Genomic DNA, 7,640 nt, shown 5'->3' on the forward strand with positions numbered 1-7,640 from the left:
TTTTTTACTTACGAATTTTTTTTAGCCGGTATTCTTCAAAGTGCGTGGCATTTCCACGACTTTGAACATGTGCGTAAATTCCCATTAAGACCGCACCAATTGTATTGGTCAATAGATCACCCATCGTGTCCATCAATGCCTCACGTCCGACTAATAATTTCCCAGCAGAGGTTGCGTATCGTTGAAGATTCATATCTGCGACGGTATCGCATAAAAATTCCCAGAATTCCCAGAAAACACCACAAACTCCAGCAAAGGCGAAACCAAACAGTAAGAAAAGCCAAGGAGATGTTTTGCTAATATCGGCATCCTTCATGAAGTATCCGATCAAGCCATAGCCAAGTGCCGTTAAAACCATCGGACTAACAGTATGAAGTATCTTATCCCAGAAGGAAATGATCGAGATCATATGCAGGGAAGTCCCTAAAAAGACGGAAATTACTAAGAAGAACCAATAAAAATAAATAATTTTTTCAGGTAAAATGATTTTGAATAATTTAGCAATGATTTCAGGTAGGAATATCAAAGCAATCCCGGCTAAACACTCAATCACAAAGATTACTCCTTGTTTAGTGGAGTATTTACCAATCGCAAATTCATAAATATTGTAGAGCAAACAGATTGCTCCAAAGATCAAAAGAGCCAAACGGTATTTTTTATAAGTCATGGAAATCACTACCTTCTATAAAAGATTTGATTTGCTCCAATAACGCTTTTTCAGTACTGACGATCGTGCCATTCAATTTGATGAGACCGACAGTATAAAGATTTAAGTAGTGAAATTGATTTTCCGCAGGTGTTTGCAGAGCATTCAATTTTTTATGGTTGTCAGCACCCTGTTGCCGAGAATCTGTATATAAACCGATCACAGGAATGCCTTTCGCGTAAGCAACGCCGATTTCAGAAGCAACACCTGCATCAATGGTCAATCCATCTAACAACGCCACCATCAAATCACTTTTTAAAACCTCTTCAGTATCGGCAAGCGCGATCATCTTACTGTCAGCATACGCTGATTTATCATTGATGCCCTCATTTTCCTGAGGTAAATAAATTGTCAGGTTTGGATCAATTTCTCGAATTTTTTCAACTAAATAGTTGTTATAAAGTAAGTCGCTTTGTGCAAATAACGGTGCAGCAAAATAAATGTGTTTAGAAGTAGTCACTAAAATAAGCCTCCATATCTGGGATTGTTGTTTCTAATAATTCAATTGCTTTTTTGTCGGCCTCAAGCCGCTCAATTCGTGCGAGATACGCAGCACGACGATAATTCATCAGCATGCAGGTCAAGGTTTGAATATTCAGTGCGATTCGTCTTCCCTGGGGCTGATCGGAAATAGTTAGTTCACCCGCGTCATTCCAGCTAAGGGAAAAAATGCCATTGTTCCATTCAGCAACGGGGTCTTCCACCTCAAAATAGAAGGGCTCGACTGATTTTTCAAATGGGTACTCCAGCAGGAACTCTTTTACATCAACGATCCGCGCCATAAAGAAGGGGGCAATCGTCTCGGTAATTTCGCTGTCATCTAGCAAAAAGGAAAGAGGTTCATTTTTGAAAATATCACCTTTCACCCAATAAACCATCGAAAAATGCGCACTGATAAAATTCCATAACCCATTTCGAGCCTCTTGATTTAAGTAAAACATTTCCTTAATATGGAAAACTTCGTCGGAAATCCAATAAAATAAGACACCCGTTGGCTTTTTGTCGGCATCATAATAAATCGCCGCAATCCGTTCCTCTTCATTTTCAAAGCGCCAATATTCTTCCCAATTCAATTCCTTACGGATCATCGCCCCATGATTATTTAACGCAAACTCATGATACACCTGATAAACATCTGGATCATCAACTTCTCTACGCTCAACGATTCCCGGCAGGTCGACTTGCTTTGGAAGCTGGGTGTCTTTAATTTTAAAGCTGAGCTTGTCAGACATAATTTCCCAGCCTTTGCGACGATAATAGGGGATATTGTAAGGATAGAGATATGAGATCCATTGTTGATCCTCACGCATTTGGACCAATGCTTTTTTAATCAAGTCCTTCATCAAGCCATGATTGGCATATTCGGGATAGGTTCCAACACCAGTGACACCACCCATTTGGAAAAGTTTCCCGTGAATATTTACTTCACAAGGGTAAATGGCAATCTGGGAAATCAAATTATCACCATGGAACCAGCCAAAAACTTTTGATTGCTCTAAGACAGGCTTTTTCGCCCGTACCATTTCTCTTTTATTTTCATATCCGCTATTTTCAATATCACTTTCCGTTACTTGAAAAACATAACTAAGCAGCTCATCATATTGGGCCAGATGTTCCTCACCAACAGGCTTTAAGACGAGCTGACGCTTAAAGTCGCTATCCATTCTTTCATCTCCTAAAAAATAGTATCCTATGAGTTATTCCACTAAACTGGTCAAATAGCCAGTAGAATTAAGCCTCAAATTTAATCTATATTCTAAGTATAGCAAAACAAGCATGATATTTCTCTTACCGACTTTTAGAAATAGGGGAAAAGACTTTTTTTCTATTCCGATCGTTGGTATAATTGACAGTGCTGATTAAAAGAAATGAGGAACATTGATGAATATAGAAGAAATGAAGAAACGCCAGCAGATGATTCGAAACTTTTCAATCATCGCGCATATTGATCACGGAAAATCGACATTGGCTGACCGGATCTTAGAACAAACCAATACCGTAAGCTCTCGCGAAATGCAGGAACAATTATTAGACTCAATGGATCTCGAACGTGAACGCGGAATTACGATCAAATTGAATGCGGTTGAATTGCATTATACAGCTAATGATGGTCAAAATTATATTTTTCATTTGATTGACACACCTGGGCACGTCGATTTCACTTATGAAGTTTCACGAAGCTTGGCAGCCTGTGAAGGCGCGGTCTTAGTCGTGGATGCGGCGCAGGGGATTGAAGCACAAACATTAGCGAACGTTTATTTAGCGTTAGACAACGATTTGGAAATTTTACCAGTTATCAATAAAATCGATTTACCAGCCGCTGATCCAGAGCGTGTTCGTAAAGAAATTGAAGACGTGATTGGGATCGATGCAGAAGATGCGGTTCTCGCCAGTGCTAAAACAGGCATCGGGATCAGTGAAATCTTGGAACAAATTGTCACGAATGTTCCTGCACCAAGCGGTGATCTAGACGCGCCATTAAAAGCGTTGATCTTCGACTCTGTTTATGACAGTTATCGCGGGGTCGTATTGAACGTTCGGATTACAGATGGGATTGTTCGCCCTGGCGATAAGATCCAATTAATGAGTAATGGTAAAACCTTCGACGTAACAGAGGTCGGTGTCTTTTCACCGAAAGCTGTTCAACGGGATTATTTAATGGTCGGCGATGTAGGCTATATCACTGCCAGCATTAAGTCTGTTCAAGACACCCGTGTCGGGGATACCGTGACACTTGCGAATAATCCAGCAGAGGAAGCTTTAGATGGATACCGCAAAATGAATCCAATGGTATTCTGTGGATTATATCCGATCGATACTTCGCGCTATAACGATTTACGAGAAGCGTTGGAAAAATTACAATTGAACGATGCTGCTTTACAATTTGAGCCAGAAACGTCTCAAGCTCTAGGTTTCGGTTTCCGTTGCGGCTTCTTAGGTCTACTGCACATGGATGTCGTTCAAGAACGTCTGGAGCGCGAGTTCAACCTTGAATTGATTACAACAGCACCATCCGTTATCTATCATGTAAACTTAACAGACGGTACGCAGTTGATAGTGGATAATCCTTCAGATTTTCCTGATCCATCAAAAATTCAAAACGTCGAAGAACCGTTCGTGAAAGCCAACATCATGGTGCCAAACGATTATGTCGGTGCTGTTATGGAGCTATCGCAACGTAAACGTGGCGAGTTTATCACCATGGATTATCTTGATGATTATCGCGTGAATGTTGTTTACAATATTCCATTGTCGGAAATTGTCTTTGACTTTTTTGATAAATTAAAATCAAGCACCAAAGGCTATGCTTCATTAGACTATGAAATGGCTGATTATCGCGAAAGCCGCCTAGTCAAGATGGATATTCTACTGAATGCTGAAAAAGTCGATGCCTTAAGCTTTATCGTTCACCGCGAGTTCGCCCAAGAACGCGGCCGTGCGATCGTTGATAAATTGAAGACCCTGATCCCACGTCAACAATTCGAAGTACCGATTCAAGCAACTATTGGTACTAAAATCGTTGCCCGTACAGATATCAAAGCCTTACGTAAAAATGTATTGGCTAAATGTTACGGCGGGGATGTTTCTCGAAAACGTAAATTACTAGAGAAACAAAAAGAAGGGAAGAAACGGATGAAACAAATTGGTTCCGTTGAAGTCCCTCAAGAAGCGTTCATGGCTGTTCTGAAGATGGACGAAGATGAACCTAAGAAGAAATAAGGGTTTGTTTATGTAATCCGCTTCAAATTGAATCATCTATCTACAATTGCCTACCATTTGCCAACTTCGGTTGGATTTGGTAGGCAATTTTTTCTGACCATCTGTTTGTTCACAACTTTTTTATACTTAACTATTTCTTACAACTCTTAAGCAATATTGCAACAAATCATAAATAAAAGTAGCAATGTTTGCGTAAAAATGGTATATTGTTCAAGTAATCGATTTTGAGTTGTGATTTGAGCTATATATTTAACAGTATTGAACTCCTTTTACTATCAACAATTAATTGCAAAAAAGAACGTATTTTTGATACGTATCAGGAGGAAATATAATATGAATAACGGTACTGTAAAATGGTTTAACGCTGACAAGGGCTTTGGCTTCATCACTGGTGAAGATGGAAATGATGTATTTGCACATTTCTCAGCTATCCAAGGCGAAGGATTCAAAACTTTAGATGAAGGTCAAGCTGTTACTTTTGATATTGAAGAAGGCCAACGTGGACCTCAAGCAACAAATATTTATAAAGCTTAATCAACTGATTTGACTGTTACCGTCTCCTCCTAGGGGCGGTTTTTTTATTTGTCTAATTATGGGAAATCCGACCGCTTAGATTTTCATTTTATCCTTGATGTATCAGCGATTCTAGCAAGTTATCGATATCTAAGATTGATGATGAAGCTAAGAAGGAATAAAGGTCTGTTCTAAGTTTTAATGATTTTTTGAATCGAACTATTATGGTTTTGAAACAATTTAATATTCATAAAAAAAAGGATCAATCCAGTCGTTAAAGACTAGGATCGATCCTTTTTAACGTATTTTGAAGAATAGAAAAGGAAGTTAAGCAATCCGTTCATAGAACCAAAGCAATTGAGTCTCCTCTTGGCTTTCATTGCACCAGCCATGGTTCTCTTTTGAACTGTAGCTTAAGCAATCGCCTTCTTCTAAATGATAAACGGTTTCTTCGCCGATCGTGAAGGTCACTTTACCGGATAAGACAAAAACGATTTCATTTCCTGAGTGGGGCTGGAGGGTTGGTCGTTTTGAACCTGGCTGTAACGTATAAAGCATAAAAGAAAGACGTGAGTTGTTTTGGTTTAGCAGGTTTTCAATCGAAAGCCCACCATTTTCATCCACTACTCGAACCCGCTGATCTTTCTTCACTAATTGGGATGTTTCCTCAGGATCGGTAGAAATATAATAAAGAACATTCTCTCCGTAATAGTCAGCGATTTTCTTTAATACTTCAATACTAGGATTGACCTGCATATTTTCGATTTTTGACAGGTATGAAGTCGAAATACCGACTGCTTCAGCTACTTCCTTGATGGTCTTATTTTGAGATTGTCGGCTTTCTTTCCATTTTTCACTTAGAAAACTCTTTGTTAATGCATTCTCGCCAGATGCTTCAAGCTCATTTAAACTATATGAATCCACCATCATTTTTACTGCTTGGGTCCCCATCTTCATATCAACAGACCAATTTTTAATCTTCCTCAGCATTTCAATATCATGCTGATCAAAAATTCGATATCCGTTATCGCTGCGCTTTGGTTTGAAAAAGCCATTTTGTTCCCAATTTCGAATAGTGGCAGGAACAACCTCGAGTATCTTTGCGACTTCTTGTATTTTGAAGTAAATATTATTAGACGTTGGCATGGAAAGACTCCTTCAATTCTTTATGATCATTTCAAATGTGAAAATTATTAGTATACGAGCAGAAATGAAAAACACTACTAATTTTAAAATAAGTTGCCTATCATTGTCAATAAACCTTATTAACGAGAAGAAACTCTTGTGAAATAGTAGAATCTTTACTAATCTTTTTTTGTCTTTTTTTAAATCTAAAAGTTATGGAAGAACTGTTTTTATAAGATTTTAAATTTACTAGTACTTAACTGAAATTAAAATGATTTTTTAGATATATAAGTAGATAGGATGGTTATATATTGAAGATCGTAGAAAACAATATTTCGTTCGTGAATTTACTAACTTGTAAAAAGGTATTTACAAAGTTAAGAAAATGCTTTACGATGTTTTTGAAAACGTATTCAAAAAACTTTGCGCAAAGTCAGTTGAATAATTTCACCATTTTTTTCGATAAAGGGAGGCTTTTTTATGAAAGTTGTACTGTTGGATTCACAGGTGATTAGTGGATACGATTATGCCATTGAACGAAAAATTGTTGAGGATGCTGGGTTTGAGTTTATTATGGGTACTTGTAAAAATGAGGATGAGGTAGTTGAGAAGTACAGTGATGCGGATGCGATCTTGAATATTGCGACAAAAATGACTGAAAAGAGTATCAGTCAATTAAAGAACTGTAAAGTGATGATTCGTTATGGTATTGGTGTCAACGAGTTTGATATGGATGCTGCGAATAAAAAGGGCATTAGAATTTGTAACGTGACAACCTACTGCATCTCTGAAGTCGCTATTCATGCAACGGCACTTGCGTTGGCTCTGACTAGACAATTGAAACATTTTGATGATGCAGTTGCACGAGGTGTTTGGAACCAAGAGTTAGGGAGAAAAATGCGTCGCCCATCTGCTCAAACAGTTGGTTTAGTTGGTTTCGGAAATATTTCTCGACAAATTTCTCGTAACTTTCAAGGACTTGGTTATAGCGTAATTGCTTATGATCCTTATGTACCAAATGAAGTTTTCAAGGAAAATGGTGTCGAAAAGGTAGAGCTTGATGAGTTATACGCAAAGGCGGATATTATTTCTCTGCATTTACCGGAAACGAAAGAAACAGCGGGCATGATCAATAAAGAAGCTTTTAAGAAAATGAAAGATAATGTCATTTTAATTAATGCAGCACGAGGTGGATTGATTGATACAGAAGATTTAATTGACGCACTCAATTCTGGAAAAGTTGGTGGAGCAGGCTTAGATACTCTTGCGGAAGAACCTATGAAGGATGTGGAGAATCCGTTAATAGGAATGAAAAATGTGATTCTCACACCGCATATTGCTTATAATTCCGCAGAAGCGAATCAGGAACTCTTTGCTTCAGTGGCTCAAACCGCAGTAGACGTATTGAATGGAGAGAATCCAGCAAATATCTTGAATAAGAAGGCATTGAATTTATAAGTCTAGTGGTAATAAGTCAAGAGTAAAGTAACACGTTTTCTACCCTAAAGAACTGAAAGAAGGTGCACTCAAAAAAGCCTAGCCTAATGAAGCGTTTTCACAGGCTGAGTTCAAAGAG

7 protein-coding genes are annotated in these 7,640 nt (G+C 38.2%); 3 read left to right on the forward strand and 4 right to left on the reverse strand.

Annotation, left to right across the window (positions count from 1 at the left end):
• Nucleotides 1-4: 4 nt before the first annotated feature.
• The 3 genes from KQI58_RS05065 to KQI58_RS05075 are packed head-to-tail and all read right to left on the reverse strand — an operon-like array spanning nt 5 to nt 2,370.
• Entirely contained in the window at nt 5-667 is a 663-nt protein-coding gene (locus KQI58_RS05065) for a hypothetical protein (RefSeq protein WP_216407043.1), read from the reverse strand.
• Nucleotides 657-1,166 (reverse strand): nucleoside 2-deoxyribosyltransferase, encoded by a 510-nt coding sequence (locus KQI58_RS05070; RefSeq protein WP_216407044.1) that lies wholly within the window; start codon nt 1,164-1,166, stop codon nt 657-659. The genes KQI58_RS05065 and KQI58_RS05070 overlap by 11 nt, the downstream gene beginning before the upstream one ends.
• Nucleotides 1,153-2,370, reverse strand: coding sequence for a GNAT family N-acetyltransferase (locus tag KQI58_RS05075; RefSeq protein ID WP_216407046.1), 1,218 nt, complete (start codon nt 2,368-2,370; stop codon nt 1,153-1,155). The genes KQI58_RS05070 and KQI58_RS05075 overlap by 14 nt, the downstream gene beginning before the upstream one ends.
• 217 nt (nt 2,371-2,587) lie before the next feature.
• Between KQI58_RS05075 and lepA the strand changes: the two genes are divergently transcribed.
• Together lepA and KQI58_RS05085 are read left to right on the forward strand one after the other, a co-directional pair.
• Entirely contained in the window at nt 2,588-4,426 is a 1,839-nt protein-coding gene (gene lepA / locus KQI58_RS05080; protein ID WP_216407048.1) for a translation elongation factor 4, read from the forward strand.
• A 333-nt stretch (nt 4,427-4,759) separates the two neighbouring features.
• The gene (locus tag KQI58_RS05085) at nt 4,760-4,960 is read left to right on the forward strand and encodes a cold-shock protein (RefSeq protein ID WP_216407051.1); all 201 of its coding nucleotides are present in this window, start codon (nt 4,760-4,762) and stop codon (nt 4,958-4,960) included.
• 306 nt (nt 4,961-5,266) lie between these two features.
• On the opposite strand, the gene KQI58_RS05090 is transcribed toward KQI58_RS05085, so the two are convergent.
• Nucleotides 5,267-6,085, reverse strand: a complete 819-nt coding sequence (locus KQI58_RS05090) for a helix-turn-helix domain-containing protein (RefSeq protein WP_216407053.1) — start codon at nt 6,083-6,085, stop codon at nt 5,267-5,269.
• A 459-nt stretch (nt 6,086-6,544) separates the two neighbouring features.
• Here KQI58_RS05090 and KQI58_RS05095 point away from each other — a divergent pair, with 459 nt between their 5' ends.
• The gene (locus KQI58_RS05095; protein WP_216407055.1) at nt 6,545-7,522 is read left to right on the forward strand and encodes a C-terminal binding protein; all 978 of its coding nucleotides are present in this window, start codon (nt 6,545-6,547) and stop codon (nt 7,520-7,522) included.
• Nucleotides 7,523-7,640 lie beyond the last annotated feature (118 nt).

The organism is Enterococcus raffinosus (genome assembly GCF_018917525.1).
Lineage (GTDB): Bacteria > Bacillota > Bacilli > Lactobacillales > Enterococcaceae > Enterococcus_A > Enterococcus_A raffinosus_A.